Raw genomic sequence first — 15,759 nt, 5'->3', positions numbered from 1 at the left:
AACCGCCTTCGACGGCGGTTGCGTCCGTTTTTGTTCCGAAATAGGATACCCGCGTATCGTATACCGATATGCGGCTCTCCAAGGCTTCCGGAACATGCAACGACTCAAGAAACTCGGCCTTCTCTCGGTGCTTCTGATCGGCGCGGCAGTCACTCCAGCGCATGCGGAGGATAAGGGGCCGGCCAGCGACGATACCGTTCGCGCGCCCGTGGCCGAGGTGCGGACCACGACGTCGCACAAAGTAACGATTGCGGGTCGCGCCTATCCCTATGACGCGACGGCCGGAACCCTGACGATTCGCGATGACGACGGTAAGCCCACCGGCAGCATGTTCTACGTCGCGTATGTGGTGAAGCAGGAGAAGGGCGCCGCCAAACGTCCGATCACCTTCTTATTTAATGGTGGCCCAGGCTCGGCCAGCTTGTGGCTGAACGTTGGCGGTCTCGGTCCGATGTATGCGGTCACGGACGCGCCGCGAGCCACCGGTCCCGCGCCCTATACATTTATTCCGAGCCCCAACAGCATCCTCGACAAGACCGATCTGGTGTTTCTGGATGCGATCGGCACCGGTTACTCGCGACCGCTGGGCACCGCGAAGGGCCCGGACTTCTGGGGCGTCGATGCCGATGTCGATTCCTTCGCCCGCGCCATCACTCGATATATCAGTGTGAATCAGCGCTGGGGCTCGCCGAAGTTTCTGTTCGGTGAGTCGTATGGAACGACGCGCGCCTCGGCGCTGGTCTACAAGCTCCAGAATCAGGGCATGCAGTTCAATGGCGTGGTGCTGCTGTCGTCGATCCTGAACTTCGCGGTGTCGATGCCGGGCATCGATCAGGACTACATCAACAATGTGCCGAGCTTCGCCGCGACGGCGCTGTTTCACGGCAAGCTGGATCAAAAGCCGGCTGACTTGATGGCGTTCCTGCGCGAGGTGCGTGACTTCGCGCAAGGGCCCTATGCGACGGCGCTGGCTCGTGGCGACCGGCTCTCCTCGGCCGAAGAAGATTCCATCGCTCAGCAAATGAGCCGCTACGTCGGCTTGTCGACGGAATATTTGAAGCGCACGCGTCTGCGCGTTGGCATGGAAGCATTCCGTGGCGAGCTGCTGCGTGATCGTGCACAGATCACGGGGCGTTTCGATTCGCGCTTCATCGCGCCGGCCGCTTACGTTGAGACCAGCGGTGCGTTCGACCCGGCAACCAACGATCCGGCGACCGCGGGCGTGACCAGCGCCTATCTGTCGAGCTGGCGGGATCATTTGACCGGCGATCTGGGTTACGTCACCGACCTGACTTATCGACCGCTCTATAACATGGTCATCGAGCCCAATTGGAACTGGCGCCACAAAGCGCCGGGCTTCGACTCGCCTCTGCACACGGCGAATGTCGCGCTGGATCTCGGAGCCGCCATCCGTAGCAATCCGCAGCTGAAGGTGTTCTCGATGAACGGCATCTACGATCTCGCGACGCCGTTCTTCGGCGCCGAGTTCGATCTGTCGCACATGCTGTTGACGCCGGATCTGCAAAAGAACGTCCAGTATTCGTATTACGAGTCGGGCCACATGACGTACGCCGATCAAAAGGCGCTGGCTCGCATGAAGCAGGATCTGAGCCGGTTCTACGACGAGGCGCTGTGATGAACGTGCGTTGCGGGTTTCCGCCGTTCCGTTTGAGCGGGGTCGTGTATGGCACGCTGATGAACCATCGCTCAGCGGTTGCAGCGCTGGGCGAGCGGGCGAGCGCGGCGCCTTACAAGGCGCCACCGAAAGCGCCGGTGCTCTACATCAAGCCCCGCAACACGCTCGCGGAGTCAGGCAGCGAAGTGCTCGTGCCGGAAGACTCGCCGGAATTGGAAGTCGGTGCCTGCCTCGGGCTGGTGATTGGCCGTCCGGCCTCTCACGTTTCGCTCGAGAACGCCTTGGATCATGTCGGCGGCTATCTGCTCGTCGCCGACATCAGCGTTCCTCACGACACGTTCTATCGACCGTCCATTCGTTTGAAAGCACGCGACGGCTTTTGTCCGCTGGCGCCGGCGGCCACGCCGCGCGCTGCCATCGATAATCCGAACGCGCTCACGATTCGCACCTTCGTCGATGGCGCGCTTCAGCAGAGCGCGGATACGAGCGATGTCGTTCGCAGTGTCGAACAACTGCTCGTCGACGTGACCGAGTTCATGACCTTGGCGCCGGGCGACGTGTTGGCGACCGGCGTTGCCGCTGGCGCACCTCGAGTGCGGGCAGGGCAGAGTGTGCGCATCGAGGCTGCTGGCTTGGAAACATTGAGCTGCAGCTTCGTGAGGCGCACATGATGTTCGCGAGAGTGGCGTATGCCGGAGCGATTCATCACGCGACGCCCGTGACTTCTCTGGGCGTCGGCGCAGCCGGTGTGCGATTGGCGGATGGGCGCGTGCTCAACGAAGACGAAGTCGTGTGGCTGCCGCCGTTCGATGTCGGCACCATCATCGCGCTCGGTCTGAACTACGCCAATCACGCCAAGGAACTGGCGTTCAATGCTCAAGAAGAGCCGCTGGTGTTTCTGAAAGGCCCGGGCGGTTTGATCGGCCACCGGGGCGAAACACGCCGGCCCGACGACGTCGCATTCATGCATTACGAATGTGAGCTCGCCGTGGTCATCGGACAGACGGCGACCAAGGTGAGTCGCGCACAGGCCATGCAACACGTTGCGGGCTATTGCATCGCCAACGACTATGCGATTCGCGACTACCTCGAGAACTGGTATCGGCCCAACCTCCGCGTGAAGAATCGCGATGGCGGCACTGTGCTCGGCCCCTGGCTGGTCGAAGCGGCGGATGTTCCCAATCCCGGCAACCTTGCCTTGCGCACGTACGTCAACGGCAAGCTCACCCAGCAGGGCACCACGCGCGACCTGATCTTCGATATTCCATTCCTGATCGAGTACCTCAGCTGCTTCATGACGCTGCGCGCCGGCGACGTGATCCTGACCGGCACTCCCGAGGGAGTGGTCAACGTCACCGCGGGCGACGAAGTGGTGTGCGAGATCGACGGCCTCGGCCGACTCGTGAACACACTGGTGCCCGACTCGGCTTTCAATCGCTGAACCAAAGACAATCCATGCGTATCGATCATCTCATCGACGGCCGTTCCGTGAGCGGCCGCGACTATTTCGAGACCGTCAATCCCGCGACTCAGGAAACATTGGCGGAAGTGGCGCGTGGCGGAGCCGAGGAAGTGGCTGCGGCCGTGCAAGCAGCCAAGGCGGCGTTTCCAAAGTGGGCGTCTCGTCCGGCAGTGGAGCGGGCGGGGCTGATTCGTAAGCTGGGCGATCTCATCGCCAAGAATGTGCCCGAGATCTCCAAGACCGAAACGCGTGACACCGGCCAACCGATCGCGCAGACCGGCAAGCAGCTGGTGCCGAGAGCGGCGGACAACTTTTATTACTTCGCGGAGATGTGCGTCCGTGTCGACGGCCACACGTATCCGACGCCGACGCATCTGAACTACACGTTGTTTCATCCGGTCGGCGTGTGTGCGCTGATCTCACCTTGGAATGTGCCGTTCATGACGGCGACGTGGAAGGTCGCGCCGGCACTGGCGTTCGGCAACACCGCGGTGCTGAAGATGAGCGAACTCTCGCCGCTGACCGCTGCGCGTCTCGGTGAATTGGCGCTCGAGGCCGGCATCCCGCCGGGCGTGTTGAATATCGTGCACGGCTACGGCACCGAAGTCGGCGAGCCGCTGTGCGTTCATCCTGATGTGCGTGGCATTTCGTTTACGGGCTCGACCGCGACGGGCAATCGCATCGTGCGCGCCGCGGGCCTGAAGAAATTCTCCATGGAGCTCGGCGGCAAGAGCCCGTTCGTCGTGTTCGAAGACGCCGATCTGGCGCGGGCGCTGGATGCGGCGATTTTCATGATCTTCTCCAACAACGGCGAGCGTTGTACCGCTGGCTCGCGCATTCTGGTGCAGAAGTCCATTTACTCCGAGTTCGTGCGTCAGTTTGCGGAGCGAGCGAAGAACATTCGCGTCGGCGATCCGCTCGACGAGCAGACCATCATCGGCCCGATGATCAGCCAGGCGCATCTGTCGAAGGTGCGCAGCTACATCGATCTCGGCTCGAAAGAAGGCGCCACTCTGCTGTGTGGCGGCTTGGACGCCCCAAAGCTGGCGGGCGCACTGAGCAAAGGAAACTTCGTCGCGCCGACTGTGTTCGCGAACGTCAACAACAAGATGCGAATCGCGCAGGACGAGATCTTCGGCCCGGTCGCGTGCCTCATCGAGTTCACCGACGAGCAGGATGCGATCGCCAAGGCCAACGACGTTCAGTACGGGCTCAGCAGCTACGTGTGGAGCGAGAACATCGGGCGCGCTCATCGCGTGGCCGCGGCGATTGAGGCCGGCATGTGCTTCGTGAACAGTCAGAACGTCCGCGATCTGCGGCAGCCGTTCGGTGGCACCAAGGCATCCGGCATCGGTCGCGAAGGCGGCACCTGGAGTTACGAAGCGTTCCTCGAGCCGAAGAACGTGTGCGTCAGCATGGGCTCGCATCACATCCCGCATTGGGGTGTGCACGCATGAGCCTCTACGGCCTGCAGAAGTTCCTGTTCGAGATCAATCGCGAGCCGAGCGTGCAGCAGGCGTTTCGCGAGTCGCCCCAGGCCCTGCTGGACCGTTACTCGCTCACTGTTGAAGAGCGCCATGCGATCGAGTCGCACGACATCGGGCTGATTTACGTGCTCGGCGCCAACGGTCAGCTGCTGATGCACTTCGCGGCGTATCTGGGAATGCCCTGGGCCGATTACATCGCCGCCATGCGAACGGGAATCGCCAAGCATGGGCCGGTGCGTGCCGGCGTCTACGCGATGACGACGCGAATGGATGAGAAGGTGGCGGGCGTATGAGTCTGGTGTTCGCCGGTGTTTGCAGTCATGCGCCGGGGATTACCGGCCGTGCGTCGATGGCCGATCAAGCGCTGAAGGACGAGTTCCACGCGCGATTTCATGCGCTGGGCGAGCAGTTGGCCGCCGCGCGTCCGGATGCAGTGCTCATCGTTGGCGCCGAGCATTTCGCCAACTTCTTCATGAATAACATGCCGGCGTTCGCGATCGGCATGGCCGATGGTTACGACGGTCCCATCGAAGATCCGCAATGGCTCGGCATTCCTCGGACTCGCGTGCCGGGCGCTGCGGCGTTGTCACAGCGACTGATTCGCGAAGTGATGCAGACGGTGGACGTGGCGTACTCGGAGGAGTGGAAGTTCGATCACGGCATCATGGTGCCACTCCACTTTCTTACACCGGGGTTCAAGCTGCCGGTGATTCCGGCCAACATCAATTGCCAGGGACCGCCGCTGACTCCGTTGCATCGTGCGTGGGCTTTCGGGGAAGCGTTACGTCGCGCGGCCGACAGCGTACCCGAGCGCATCGCCATCATCGGCACCGGCGGGATCTCTCATTGGCCGGCGACGCCGGACTCGGGCCGCATCAACGAAGCGTGGGACCGCGATTTCCTGGACCGCTGGGTGCGCAACGACAAGCAAGCGCTGCTTGCTTATGACGACGTGCAGATCTATCGCGATGCCGGTCAAGGCGGCTTCGAGATCCGAACGTTCATCAGCGTCGCGGCAGCGGCTCGTGGGCGCGGTGAGTTGCAGCACTATGCGCCGATTCCCATCTTCTCCGTGGGATGCACCATCGCCACGATGACTGTCGAGGATTAGCAATGTCACACATGACGCTCGAATACAGCGCGAACCTGCGCGCCGACGGTGCTTTCAAGGATCTGTGCGAGAAGCTGGCGCGCTTCATGGTGACTCTGCGGGTGGATGAGAAAGCGGTGTTTCCTCCGGGCGGAATCCGCGTTCGCGCCGTTCCTTGCGAGGATTTCTGCATCGCTGACGGCAGCGCTACGGATGCGGGCTTCGTGCACGCAATTTTGAAGATCGGCGCCGGTCGCAGCGACGCGGCCAAGACCGCGACTTGCACGGGCCTGTTCGACATCATGAAGGCGCACTTCGCGAAACAGTTCGAGCGACAAGGACTGGCGCTGTCGCTGGAGTTGAACGAGTTCAGCGAGGCGGGAACGTTGAAGCACAACAATCTGCACGGCCGTTTCAAGCAGGTTTGAGCATGCTGTCCCAAGAAACCATCCAGAGTCTGGCGCGCCAGCTCTACGACGCCCGCAAGAATCGGGTGCAGCTCCGGCATTTTTCGAAGCAGCATCCGCAGATGACCATCGAGGACGGTTACTCGATTCAACGTGCGTGGGTTGCGTTGGAGCGGGCTGACGGCCGCCGCAGCGTCGGTCGCAAGATCGGCCTCACGTCGCGAGCTATGCAGCAGGCGTCGCAGATCACGGAGCCGGACTATGCGCCGTTGATGGACGACATGATGTTTCAGACCGGCAGCGATATTCCTTTCGATCGCTTCATCGCGCCGCGCGTCGAGGTCGAGCTGGCCTTCGTGCTCGGCAAGCCGCTCAAGGGGCCGAATGTGACGTTGTTCGATGTGTTGCAGGCGACGGAGTACGTCACGCCCGCGCTCGAGATCATCGATGCTCGCATCGAACAGTTCGACCGCGACACCAAGGCGCCGCGCAAGGTGTTCGATACCATCGCCGACTTTGCAGCCAATGCCGGCGTGGTGCTCGGCGGCCGGCCGGTGCGCCCGGATGCCTGCGACTTACGCTGGGTCGGCGCATTGCTTCACAAGAACTCGGTGATCGAAGAAACCGGGCTGGCGGCCGGCGTGCTGAATCATCCTGCGACCGGTGTTGCCTGGCTCGCGAACAAGATTGCGCCTTACGACGAGCAATTGGATGCCGGCGATATCGTCCTCGCAGGTTCGTTTACGCGGCCTACCACCGCCGTACGCGGCGACGTTCTGCACGCGGACTACGGGCCGCTCGGCAGTATTTCTTTTCGGTTTGTGTGAGTTCGAGCCATGCGCATTCCCGTCAATCGTTTCAAACAGGCGCTGCGAGCGGGCACCCCGCAGATCGGGCTGTGGGTCGGGCTCGCGGATGCCGGCGTTGCTGAGTTGTTGGCGGGCGTTGGCTTCGATTGGTTGTTGATCGACGCCGAGCATGCGCCGAACGATCCGCGCAGTGTGTTGAGTCAGTTGCAAGCGATTGCGCCTTACAAGTCCCAGGCGGTGGTGCGGCCCGTGCGGGGCGAGGTGTCGCTGATCAAACAATATCTCGACGTGGGCGCGCAGACGCTGCTCATTCCGATGGTGGAGACAGCGGAGCAGGCGCAGCTGATGGTTGCCGCCACTCGCTATCCCACGCGTGGCATTCGTGGCGTAGGGGCCGCGTTGGCGCGGGCGTCCCGCTGGAATCAAATCGAAAATTATCTGCATGAGGCCGATGAGCAGATGTGCGTGCTCGTGCAGATCGAATCGGTCGCTGCACTGGAGAACATCGAGGCCATCGCGAGCGTCGAAGGGGTGGATGGCGTGTTCTTCGGTCCCGCGGATCTGTCAGCATCGATGGGACTGATCGGTCGGCCCGGCGATGCCACCGTTCAACAGGCCATCGCCACGGGCATTGCGAAAGTCACCGCGCTGGGCAAAGCGGCGGGTGTGCTCAGTGCGGATGAGAAGTTGGCGCGCGGCTATCTGAGTGCCGGCGCCACCTTCGTTGCGGTCGGTGTCGATACGACGTTGCTGGTTCGAGCCGCGACCGCGCTGGCCCATGCGTTCGATCGACGCGACACGTCGGTGGGTGGCTCGGGAGTTTATTGAGCTCAATCCCGGCCGGTCGCCGGGATGATGAGCTCGCAGAGGACGCCATCGTCGGTGAAGTCGAGCCGCGTTTGCGCGCCGAGTTGGTAGGCCAGCGCTTCTTCGATCAATTGCCGTCCATAGCCTCGCCGGGTCGGACTCGGAGGCATGACGACATTCGACTCCCGCCAGAGCAGCAGGATGTGCTCATCATTCACCAGTTGCCAGCTGATGGAGAGATGCGCCGGTGCTTGCGCGAGTGCACCGTGCTTGAGCGCGTTGGTCGTGAGCTCGTGCAAAGCCAGTGCGAGTGTTTGCACGGTTTCCGGAGTGAGCTCGGCCGCCGGTCCGTGCAGTGTGATCTTGTTGCTGGGCCCGTCTGTGATCTGTCCGTGCGCGGAGAGCTCGAGTTCGATGAGCTCGCGCAGGTCGGTGCCCGTATGCTCAGCACCGGAGAGCAGGCGCTGCGCGACTCCCAAGCTACGCAGTCGACCCGACAAGTCGTGATAGAACTGCTCCTTGGTGGGCGCGGAGTGGATGCTCTGACGCGCGATGGCTTGCACGATCGCGAGCAGATTACGGGTTCGATGGTGTAGCTCCGCGAGCAGCACGTTTTGTTTGTCCTGTAACACTCGCAGCTCATGGATGTCGGTGGAGGCGCCCACCCATTCGCTGTTGGCGAGATCGTCGGGATCGATGGGTTGAGCTCGGGTCTGGTGCCATCGATAGACCTCGCTCGCCACGCGTCGTATCCGGTGTTGCACATTGTATTCGCCGCTTGTGCCGGCCTGACGCCAGCCCGCGACAGTGCGCTCGCGATCGTCGGGATGAATGGCATCGAGCCACCGAAACTCCAGACTGTCCGCCACCGTGAGTCCTGTGTAGATACTCCACTGTGGACTGCCCCAGGTTCGATCGCCGGTGCCGCGGCTGCGGAACACGAGTTGAGGAATATTGGTGGCGAGCAGGCGGAAGGATTCCTCGTTCTGGCGCAGCTGTTGTTCGATTCGATGATGCTCGGAGCGATCGCGCAGGATTTTCACGAATCCCTGCGAGCGGTCGGTGAGTGGCATCAGCAGGCCCGAGGCCCAGAATGGCGTGCCGTCTTTTCTTTGTTGCCAGCGCTCGTCTTCGGCTCTGCCTCGGGCCAGCGCCGTGCGACGCTCGTCGGCGGGCGCGTTCTGGCGCTCCTCGGTCAAAAAAATAACATCGGCGCTCTGCCCGAAGATTTCCTCGTCCGCGTAGCCCAATAGCCGCTCGGCACCGCGGTTCCAGCTGGTCACGATCCCGTTCGGATCCATGGTGAAGATCGCGAAATCCGTCGCGCTCTCGAATATCAACCGCAGCAGCTCGTCATTGGGAGGATTCTTGACAGGCTGTGCGTCCATAGTGGGCACTGGAACGCGAGCCCGGGCGGATCTGTTTCCCTCGGCACAAAAATAGATGAAAACATAACTTAAGTTGTTATCCCGGTACGTGCACGGAACTTGCCGAGAGCGTCGCGGTTGAATGGGCATCAACCGAGGATAAACGCATGCGTGCCTATTTTTACCTCTGCGCCGCACTGATCGGCCTCGCCGCCTGCAGCGACGGCCACATGAGAGGCGACGATCCGAACCGGAACAATGAAGGCCCGGGCGCAGGCCAGCCGATGGACTCCAGCCCATCCCAACGCGAGCGCCTGCCCGAGACGACGCCGGACAAGCAACGGCCCTATGCAGATGACAAATCCACCGAGCAAACAACCACGGCTCCGCCGGATCCAGAGCCGAAGTGAATGTTTCCTGTGCTCACGGCAGTGTCACCCCGGACACCTCGCGACAGTAGTCGATGAGCCGATCCTGGAGGGCCACGTCTCGCGCGACTGGATTCACGCGTCCAGGTTGCTTGTGATAGAAGAAGCCGCCGGTGGTACGCGCATCTTTGTCATCGCTTACCGCGAGCCATGCTTGAGTCCGATGTCCCTGATCGAGATCATCGTTGGCCCCCGGGCCACCCATGCGCGTCTGCACCCACCCGGGTGACACTGCGTTGGTAAGAACATCGGGCCAGTGTCGAGCGACCGCGAATGTCAGAAGCACGTCGTGGAGTTTGGTATCGGCATAGGCTTGACTGCCATCCCACCTGCGCTTGGACCACTGGATGTTGTCGAGGCTCGAGGTGGCGCCAAGGTGCATGCCAGAGCTGAGATAGACCAAACGTTTCGGCTTCGAGATAAGCGCGGTGAGCACGTACGGAGCGAGTACGTTGATTGCCCAAAGCTGCGAAAGTCCGTCGACGGTCTCGACGCGGCCTGGCTCGCGATAGCCGATACCGACATTGTGGATGACCGCGTCGAATGGGCCGAACCGATTGGCTTGCTCGGCAACGCTGCGCATCGCTTCGAGCGTCGATACGTCGCCAATGACCCATTGCGTCGCTTGCGGCGCCTTGGCTTCCTTCGCACGCGTTTCATTGCGCGCGTGTAGTACAACCGAGTGCCCTTGGTCGGCGAGCAGCTGGCCGGTCATCAGGCCGAGGCCTTGCGACGAGCCGGTGATGAAGACTTTGGCCATGGGATCCTCCGCATTCCTGGTTTTCGCCATTGTGACGCATCAGCCGTTACCATCGCAGGATGTCGTTTACTGACCCAGGCGCAATGCTTGGGTCATAACGGCGCCTGGCTCAACAATGAGCACGAGTGGGGACGATGGTTCGCGTATTCGCGTTGCTGTTGACGGTAGCGATGGGGTGGGGGCAGGCGCTCGCCGGCGATGGGCTGGCCGGGAGCCCGGTCCAGGTGGGCGACGAGTACTGGGTGCGCTCCGAAGTTTTCAAGCAACAGCGGCGTGTCCAGGTCTATCTGCCGTCGAGCTATGGCACTTCGCAGGCGCGCTATCCGGTGCTGTATCTGCTCGACGGCGACGCTTATTACCTCTCGGTCGCGGGAATCGTGCGTCAGCTCGGCGAATCCTCCGGGCGTATTCCCGAGACGATTGTCGTCTCTATTCCCAACGTGGCTCGTGCCCAAGAGCTGGCGCCGCCGGTGCGCAAGCCGAAGGCGGATGAAGCGCCGTACGTTGCGGATCGCTTCCTGCAATTCCTGAAGCAGGATCTGATCCCCTGGGTGGACGCGCAGTATCGCACTCAGCCGTTTCGCATCATCGTGGGGCATTCGCGTGGCGGGCTGTTCACGCTCTACACATTTTTAAACGCGCCCGACACCTTCAACGCCTATCTCGCCTTGAGTCCGGCGCTCTGGTGGGACGATGAAGCGCTGCTGCAAGAGGCGCCAAGGAAGTTGCGGGCGTTGAAGGTCGGCAAGTCGACGCGTTTCCTGTATCTCTCGGCCGGACATGAATCCGTCGAGATCATGGAGCCGACGGCGCGTATGGCAAAGCTCTTAGAGCAAAGTCAGCCGCCCGGATTGCGTTGGCGCTACGACTATCTGGCGAACGAGAATCACATGTCGAGTCACCTGCCGAGTACCTACGCGGGGCTACAGATGGTGTTCGCCGATCTGCAAGTGTCCGACGCGGCGCTGCTGTCGCAGGGGCTCGCCGGTGTCGAGTCGCACTACGCCGGGCTGCAACGAATCTATGGTTACGAGCTGCGTCCCTCGCGCGCGATGCTGTCGTGGATGGGGAATTTTCTCGATCAGCAGGGACGGCCCGAACAGGCGGCTGCGTTCTATCGGCGCGCGGAGCAGCTATATCCAAATCATCCTCCGTTGATGCGTGACTGGCCGGCCCGGCCACTGCAGTGATACGAATGAAAAGATTCTTGGGAATGATCGCGGCGGGCCTGATGCCGTGTCTGGTCAATGCGGCATCGACCGATGCATTTCGGGTCGATCGCAATGTGTTCGTGGCCATGCGAGATGGCACGCGACTCGCGACCGATCTTTATTTGCCGGCAAAGGCCGGGCCAGTCCCCGTCGTTCTGATCCGCACGCCCTATGGCAAGGATGTGAGATACACGCCGCAGTCGACGCAGCCAACCTCGCTGCTGCGATTCTTTGTATCGAATGGCTATGCCGTGGCGGTCCAGGACAAGCGGGGCCGTCATCGCTCCGAGGGCACTTATATCGTCTCGGGCGGGGATGCGGAGGATGGTTACGACACCGTCGACTGGTTGAGTAAACAGCCGTGGTCCAACGGCAACGTCGGTGCGGTCGGATGTTCCTACGAAGGCGACATTCAATTGTTCATGGCCGGCGCGCGTCCGCCGGCGTTGAAGGCGCTCATTCCAATGGCGGCGGGCAGCGCCGTCGGCTCGCTCGGCGGTCGCTATCGTTACTGGGGCGCCAGAGTGGGCGGCGTGCCCGAGTGGGTCGGGGTCGTCGGCTGGTTTGCTCAGTACGGAGAGAAGGTCTTTCCGAAGCTGCCCGCCGACTTGCCACACGATGAATACAACGCCAACGACGCGCTGTGGGACATCACGCGTCGTCCGCCGACCATCGATCTCAAGGAAGCCTGGCACCATTTGCCGAGCAAAGACGCGCTTGCCGCGCAGGGTATGACAGGAACCGATTTCGAAGACACCGTCGCCCGCGCCAACACCGATCCTTACTGGCAGAAGCTGCCGTACATGACGGAGAGCTACGTGTCCGACGTGCCGGCGCTGTTCGTCAATTCCTGGTACGACTTCGGCGCCGACATGACGCTGTTCGAGATGAACCATCTGCGTCAACGCTCGGCATCGCAACAGGCGCGTGACAATCAGTTCGCCATCATGAGTCCTCACACGCATTGTGCTTTCGAGCGCGAGGCGAGCGAGAACACGCGCGTGGGCGAACGTGACCTGGGCGATACGCGCTTCGACTACCGCAGTCAGTATCTGACCTGGTTCGATGCATGGCTGAAAGACGATGCCGCCGCCAAGCGTCGCATCCAGGACTGGCCGCGCCTTCGTTATTACGCGATGGGTCGCAATCGTTGGCAGACCGCGTCGGCCTGGCCGCTGCCAGCCACCTCGTCGCAGGACTTTTATCTGGGCAGCGGCGGCCGAGCGAATGGTCTCGCCGGCAATGGCACGTTGAGTCGTCGCTCGTCCAAGCAAGCAGCGCCGGCGAGCACCTATATCTACGATCCAAACAATCCCGTGCCATCCCGCGGCGGAGCGATCTGTTGCACCGGGACGCCGGATGCGGTGCCTGGCGCACTCGACCAGAGATCGGTCGAAGCTCGCGATGACGTGCTGGTGTTCAGCTCCGACGTACTGAAGCAAGAGATCGAAGTCACCGGCGACGTGAAGGTCGTTTTATATGTGTCGTCGGACGCGGTGGACACGGACTTCACGGCGAAGCTCATTGACGTCTATCCCGACGGCCGGGCATTCAACGTGCTGGAGAGTGTGTTGCGTGCCCGGTTCCGTGAAGGGCTGGATCGAGAGGTCTGGATGCGGCCCGGCGAAGTCTATGAGCTGACCATTCCGATGGGGGCGACCAGCAATGTGTTCTTATCGGGCCATCGCGTTCGCCTCGAGGTTTCCAGCAGCAACTTCCCGCGCTGGGAGCGAAACATGAATCGTGGCGGCGCCAACTCCGAGCAGAAGGATGGGGTGCCGGCGCGCAATAGCGTGCATCACTCGGCGTCCTACCCGTCGCGACTGGTCCTGCCCGTGATCGCGCGAAAGTAGGGCGGTTACCCGTACCGGATGCGCACTTACTAGCAACGATGCCATTGTGTCATTCATGAGCACCCCTCTGGCCATGACGACCCCGCTTTCCGCCGAGCGCACGGCGCGTGGCCTGACCCGGCTGCAGCTGTTCATGATGAGTTTCGGGTCCATCGTCGGCGTGGGCTGGATCACCATTCTCGGTCAGTGGTTGTCCCTCGCCGGGCCGGGCGGCAGCGTCGTCGCGCTGGCGATGGGTGCGGCGGCGGTGCTGCTGGTCGCCGCCAACTATGCAGCGCTGGCTCGCAACGATTTGTTCTCGAAAGGCGGGGAGATCGGAGCGGTCGCAGAATCGCTCGGTTCACACGCGGCGTTCATCGTTACGGTGGCGATGTGTATGGCCACCATCAGCATCGTCGCATTCGAGGCGGTGTCGGCTGGTTGGATCGCTGTGACCATCTTCCCGGCGCTGGAAGGTGCGCCGTTATATCGAGCCTTCGGCCGCGACGTGCATGCGGGCACCCTGGCCATCGCGTTGGCGGGAACGGCGCTCGTGGCCGTGTTGAATCTCCGGCCCATCGCCAAGACGGCTCGTGCTCAGAACATCATCGTGTTCGTGAAGCTCGGCGTCACTTCGGTGTTCATCGTTGGCGGCGTCATGGCGGGCAACGCGAGCAACTTGTTGCCGCTGCTACCGACGTCGACCGATGGCGAGCCGATCTACACTGGCATTCTGTCGCTCGTCGCGACCATGCCGCTATGGTTCGCGGGCTTTCACGTGGTTGCCATTCTTTCGAACGAGCGCGCCGATAGCGTCCGACTGACCGATGTCGCTTGGGTGATGCGAGTCGCGATCGTCGCGGCCGGTGTGTTCTACGTGTGCGTCGTGCTTGCGGCGTCCTATGTCGTGCCCTGGCAAACGTTGATCGCTGCGCCACTGCCGGCGGCCACGGCGTTTCGCAACGGACTGTCGAGTGTGACGTTCGCCAACCTGGTGCTGATCTCGGGGCTGCTGGGGATTTGTTCCGCCTGGATCGCTTGTTTCGCCGCGTCGGTGCGCGTGTTGAATCAGTTGCGCAAGCAGCTGAGCGGTCGGGCGGCGGAGCCTCGGTCGGCCACGATGTTTATCACTGTACTCGCGGTGATTCTCGCGCTCGCGGGTCGCGCGGCGCTCGTGCCTATCGTCAACGTCGCCGCGCTTTGTTTCGGGCTGGTCTATTTCCTGGTCAGCCTGGCAGCGTGGCGGCACGCGGTGACGTTACGTCAGCGCTGCATCGCTGCGCTCGGTGCGGTCGTCGCGGGCTCGATGTCCGTCTACATCTTGATTTCTGCTGTTGCCGAGACGGGCTGGATGGCGCCCGAGTTCGGCATCGTCGTGCTGGCGGTCGTCGCCGGCTCAGTCCTTTGGATGATGAGATCGAAGAGCACCGCTTATGCATCTTGAACAAACTCACGTCGCCAACGCGCAGCGCCTGCTTCAATCGGCGGTCGTTTGGGATAACGTCTGGCCGGTGGACCTGCCGGGCCTGGGCAGTGCCGGCAATGGCTGGGAACAGCTCGAACGATTCGCCAAAGCGGGCGTGAGTGCGGTCGGCGTCACGCTCGCCGGCGATCATCACAACAGCGCCGAGGCCTTGCGCATCACCGCCTGGGCACGACACGAACTGCAATCGCGATCGTCGCTGCTGACGCTGGTCGAGAAGGTCGAGGACATCGTGGCCGCGAAGCGCGCGGGCAAGCTTGCGGTGGTATTGCAATTCGAAGGCACCCGATGTTTCGAACGCGATTTGAATCTCATCGACGCGTTCTACGCACTCGGCGTGCGTCAGACGTTGATTGCCTTCAATAGCGCCAACTGTGCTGGCAGCGGGTGCGCCGAGCCGGCCGACGGTGCGCTTACGCCTTACGGTCGTCGCTTGGTGCGTGAGGCCGAGCGCATCGGCATGCTGGTCGATCTCAGCCATGTGGGGCGGCGGACTTCGCTCGATGCACTCGCCATAGCGCAGAAGCCGATGGTGTTCAGTCATTCGAATGCCAATGCCGTGCACACCTCTTTCCGCAACATCGACGATGAGCAGGCGCGGGCTTGTGCCGCCACCGGCGGGTTGGTGGGCATTTCAGGCTCGAGCGAGTACCTCGGCGATCCCAAGTGCCGCACGCAAACGTTGTTCCGGCACCTGGATCACTACGTTCAACTGCTGGGCCCGGCGCATGTGGGGCTGGGATTTGACGTGATCTTCAACGCCGAGCCGGTGAACAGCTTTGTGCGGGCCCACCCTGAGGAATGGCCGATGGTGAAAGATCCGGCCTGGCCCGGCTTCAATTACGCGGTGCCGGAGCAGATCGTGGAATTAATTGGCGCGATGCTCGCGAACGGCTACTCTGAGAGCGCAGTCGAGGACATTCTGGGCCGCAACTACCTGCGCATCTGCTCGCAGGTCTGGAGATAACGCGGGACTGCTC

16 protein-coding genes are annotated in these 15,759 nt (G+C 62.2%); 14 read left to right on the top strand and 2 right to left on the bottom strand.

The window, feature by feature from the left end; translation table 11 throughout:
• Window positions 1-94 precede the first annotated feature (94 nt).
• From ACFPN2_RS35300 to hpaI, 9 genes are read left to right on the top strand one after another with little or no spacing between them, the layout of a single operon-like run.
• Window positions 95-1,636, top strand: a complete 1,542-nt coding sequence (locus ACFPN2_RS35300; protein WP_380605527.1) for a S10 family peptidase — start codon at window positions 95-97, stop codon at window positions 1,634-1,636.
• Complete coding sequence (locus tag ACFPN2_RS35295; RefSeq protein WP_380605525.1) at window positions 1,636-2,307, top strand: fumarylacetoacetate hydrolase family protein; 672 nt, start codon at window positions 1,636-1,638, stop codon at window positions 2,305-2,307. The genes ACFPN2_RS35300 and ACFPN2_RS35295 overlap by 1 nt, the downstream gene beginning before the upstream one ends.
• Window positions 2,304-3,077 (top strand): fumarylacetoacetate hydrolase family protein, encoded by a 774-nt coding sequence (locus ACFPN2_RS35290; protein ID WP_380605523.1) that lies wholly within the window; start codon window positions 2,304-2,306, stop codon window positions 3,075-3,077. Before ACFPN2_RS35295 ends, ACFPN2_RS35290 begins: the two co-directional genes overlap by 4 nt.
• Before the next feature lie 14 nt (window positions 3,078-3,091).
• A complete protein-coding gene (gene hpaE, locus ACFPN2_RS35285; RefSeq protein WP_380605521.1) occupies window positions 3,092-4,555 on the top strand; it encodes a 5-carboxymethyl-2-hydroxymuconate semialdehyde dehydrogenase in 1,464 nt (487 codons plus the stop codon).
• On the top strand, window positions 4,552-4,878 hold the full coding sequence (locus ACFPN2_RS35280) for an aromatic ring-opening dioxygenase subunit LigA (protein ID WP_380605519.1): 327 nt from the start codon (window positions 4,552-4,554) through the stop codon (window positions 4,876-4,878). The genes hpaE and ACFPN2_RS35280 overlap by 4 nt, the downstream gene beginning before the upstream one ends.
• Window positions 4,875-5,696, top strand: coding sequence for a DODA-type extradiol aromatic ring-opening family dioxygenase (locus ACFPN2_RS35275; protein WP_380605517.1), 822 nt, complete (start codon window positions 4,875-4,877; stop codon window positions 5,694-5,696). Before ACFPN2_RS35280 ends, ACFPN2_RS35275 begins: the two co-directional genes overlap by 4 nt.
• A 2-nt stretch (window positions 5,697-5,698) precedes the next feature.
• Window positions 5,699-6,103 (top strand): 5-carboxymethyl-2-hydroxymuconate Delta-isomerase, encoded by a 405-nt coding sequence (locus tag ACFPN2_RS35270; RefSeq protein ID WP_380605515.1) that lies wholly within the window; start codon window positions 5,699-5,701, stop codon window positions 6,101-6,103.
• Window positions 6,104-6,105: 2 nt separating this feature from the next.
• Entirely contained in the window at window positions 6,106-6,909 is an 804-nt protein-coding gene (hpaH, locus tag ACFPN2_RS35265) for a 2-oxo-hept-4-ene-1,7-dioate hydratase (RefSeq protein WP_380605513.1), read from the top strand.
• 9 nt (window positions 6,910-6,918) lie between these two features.
• The gene (hpaI, locus tag ACFPN2_RS35260) at window positions 6,919-7,719 is read left to right on the top strand and encodes a 4-hydroxy-2-oxoheptanedioate aldolase (protein WP_380605511.1); all 801 of its coding nucleotides are present in this window, start codon (window positions 6,919-6,921) and stop codon (window positions 7,717-7,719) included.
• Between the two features lie 2 nt (window positions 7,720-7,721).
• Here hpaI and ACFPN2_RS35255 read toward each other — a convergent pair whose 3' ends face one another.
• On the bottom strand, window positions 7,722-9,086 hold the full coding sequence (locus ACFPN2_RS35255) for a sensor histidine kinase (RefSeq protein ID WP_380605509.1): 1,365 nt from the start codon (window positions 9,084-9,086) through the stop codon (window positions 7,722-7,724).
• A gap of 146 nt (window positions 9,087-9,232) precedes the next feature.
• Here ACFPN2_RS35255 and ACFPN2_RS35250 point away from each other — a divergent pair, with 146 nt between their 5' ends.
• Window positions 9,233-9,475, top strand: coding sequence for a hypothetical protein (locus ACFPN2_RS35250; RefSeq protein ID WP_380605507.1), 243 nt, complete (start codon window positions 9,233-9,235; stop codon window positions 9,473-9,475).
• A 13-nt stretch (window positions 9,476-9,488) separates the two neighbouring features.
• On the opposite strand, the gene ACFPN2_RS35245 is transcribed toward ACFPN2_RS35250, so the two are convergent.
• Window positions 9,489-10,253 carry an SDR family NAD(P)-dependent oxidoreductase gene (locus ACFPN2_RS35245; protein ID WP_380605505.1) on the bottom strand — a complete coding sequence of 255 codons (765 nt, stop codon included), beginning with the start codon at window positions 10,251-10,253 and terminating at the stop codon, window positions 9,489-9,491.
• 134 nt (window positions 10,254-10,387) lie between these two features.
• On the opposite strand from ACFPN2_RS35245, the gene ACFPN2_RS35240 reads away from it, so the two are divergent.
• From ACFPN2_RS35240 to ACFPN2_RS35225, 4 genes are read left to right on the top strand one after another with little or no spacing between them, the layout of a single operon-like run.
• Window positions 10,388-11,443: an alpha/beta hydrolase gene (locus tag ACFPN2_RS35240; RefSeq protein WP_380605503.1), complete on the top strand. Its 1,056-nt coding sequence runs from the start codon at window positions 10,388-10,390 to the stop codon at window positions 11,441-11,443.
• Window positions 11,444-11,448: 5 nt separating this feature from the next.
• A complete protein-coding gene (locus ACFPN2_RS35235) occupies window positions 11,449-13,317 on the top strand; it encodes a CocE/NonD family hydrolase (protein WP_380605501.1) in 1,869 nt (622 codons plus the stop codon).
• 55 nt (window positions 13,318-13,372) lie between these two features.
• The gene (locus ACFPN2_RS35230) at window positions 13,373-14,740 is read left to right on the top strand and encodes an APC family permease (protein WP_380605499.1); all 1,368 of its coding nucleotides are present in this window, start codon (window positions 13,373-13,375) and stop codon (window positions 14,738-14,740) included.
• Entirely contained in the window at window positions 14,730-15,746 is a 1,017-nt protein-coding gene (locus ACFPN2_RS35225) for a dipeptidase (RefSeq protein ID WP_380605497.1), read from the top strand. The genes ACFPN2_RS35230 and ACFPN2_RS35225 overlap by 11 nt, the downstream gene beginning before the upstream one ends.
• Window positions 15,747-15,759 lie beyond the last annotated feature (13 nt).

The sequence above is a fragment of the Steroidobacter flavus genome (assembly GCF_042651805.1).
GTDB lineage: Bacteria > Pseudomonadota > Gammaproteobacteria > Steroidobacterales > Steroidobacteraceae > Steroidobacter > Steroidobacter flavus.
This window is presented reverse-complemented; position numbering and strand designations above follow the sequence as displayed.

Bases quoted from the DNA above. Each gene is read 5' to 3' on its own strand.
- ACFPN2_RS35240 (WP_380605503.1), top strand. From the start codon at position 10,388: ATGGTTCGCGTATTCGCGTTGCTGTTGACGGTAGCGATGGGGTGGGGG.
- ACFPN2_RS35290 (WP_380605523.1), top strand. From the start codon at position 2,304: ATGATGTTCGCGAGAGTGGCGTATGCCGGAGCGATTCATCACGCGACG.
- ACFPN2_RS35245 (WP_380605505.1), bottom strand. From the start codon at position 10,253: ATGGCCAAAGTCTTCATCACCGGCTCGTCGCAAGGCCTCGGCCTGATG.
- ACFPN2_RS35270 (WP_380605515.1), top strand. From the start codon at position 5,699: ATGTCACACATGACGCTCGAATACAGCGCGAACCTGCGCGCCGACGGT.
- hpaH (WP_380605513.1), top strand. From the start codon at position 6,106: ATGCTGTCCCAAGAAACCATCCAGAGTCTGGCGCGCCAGCTCTACGAC.
- ACFPN2_RS35230 (WP_380605499.1), top strand. From the start codon at position 13,373: ATGAGCACCCCTCTGGCCATGACGACCCCGCTTTCCGCCGAGCGCACG.
- ACFPN2_RS35235 (WP_380605501.1), top strand. From the start codon at position 11,449: ATGAAAAGATTCTTGGGAATGATCGCGGCGGGCCTGATGCCGTGTCTG.
- hpaE (WP_380605521.1), top strand. From the start codon at position 3,092: ATGCGTATCGATCATCTCATCGACGGCCGTTCCGTGAGCGGCCGCGAC.
- ACFPN2_RS35280 (WP_380605519.1), top strand. From the start codon at position 4,552: ATGAGCCTCTACGGCCTGCAGAAGTTCCTGTTCGAGATCAATCGCGAG.
- ACFPN2_RS35250 (WP_380605507.1), top strand. From the start codon at position 9,233: ATGCGTGCCTATTTTTACCTCTGCGCCGCACTGATCGGCCTCGCCGCC.
- ACFPN2_RS35300 (WP_380605527.1), top strand. From the start codon at position 95: ATGCAACGACTCAAGAAACTCGGCCTTCTCTCGGTGCTTCTGATCGGC.
- hpaI (WP_380605511.1), top strand. From the start codon at position 6,919: ATGCGCATTCCCGTCAATCGTTTCAAACAGGCGCTGCGAGCGGGCACC.
- ACFPN2_RS35275 (WP_380605517.1), top strand. From the start codon at position 4,875: ATGAGTCTGGTGTTCGCCGGTGTTTGCAGTCATGCGCCGGGGATTACC.
- ACFPN2_RS35295 (WP_380605525.1), top strand. From the start codon at position 1,636: ATGAACGTGCGTTGCGGGTTTCCGCCGTTCCGTTTGAGCGGGGTCGTG.
- ACFPN2_RS35225 (WP_380605497.1), top strand. From the start codon at position 14,730: ATGCATCTTGAACAAACTCACGTCGCCAACGCGCAGCGCCTGCTTCAA.
- ACFPN2_RS35255 (WP_380605509.1), bottom strand. From the start codon at position 9,086: ATGGACGCACAGCCTGTCAAGAATCCTCCCAATGACGAGCTGCTGCGG.